This window comes from Streptococcus oralis (genome assembly GCF_001578945.1).
In the GTDB taxonomy this organism is placed as follows: Bacteria; Bacillota; Bacilli; order Lactobacillales; family Streptococcaceae; genus Streptococcus; species Streptococcus oralis_Q.
The window spans coordinates 1-221 of the sequence record NZ_KQ969681.1 but is presented as its reverse complement, the minus strand read 5'-3'; the positions used below and the strand labels follow the sequence as shown (position 1 = coordinate 221).

At 44.8% G+C, this 221-nt stretch carries 1 pseudogene; it reads right to left on the bottom strand.

Features of this window, described 5'->3' with window-relative positions:
• Window positions 1-221 (bottom strand): annotated as a pseudogene (locus tag SORDD16_RS11405) (hypothetical protein); the annotation flags it as partial.

The following is a 221-nucleotide window of genomic DNA, read 5'->3' as shown; positions in this document are numbered from 1 at the left end:
TTTAGCTGGATCTTTCGGATCTTGACCTTGATCTGGCTTGGCTGGATCTTTCGGATCTTGACCTTGATCTGGTTTAGCTGGATCTTGTTGTCCTTGATCAGGTTTGGCTGGATCTTGTTGTCCTTGATCAGGTTTTTGACCTTGGTCTTGTTGTCCTTGATCTGGTTTTTGGCCTTGATCTGGTTTAGCTGGATCTTTTTGGATCTTGACCTTGATCTGGC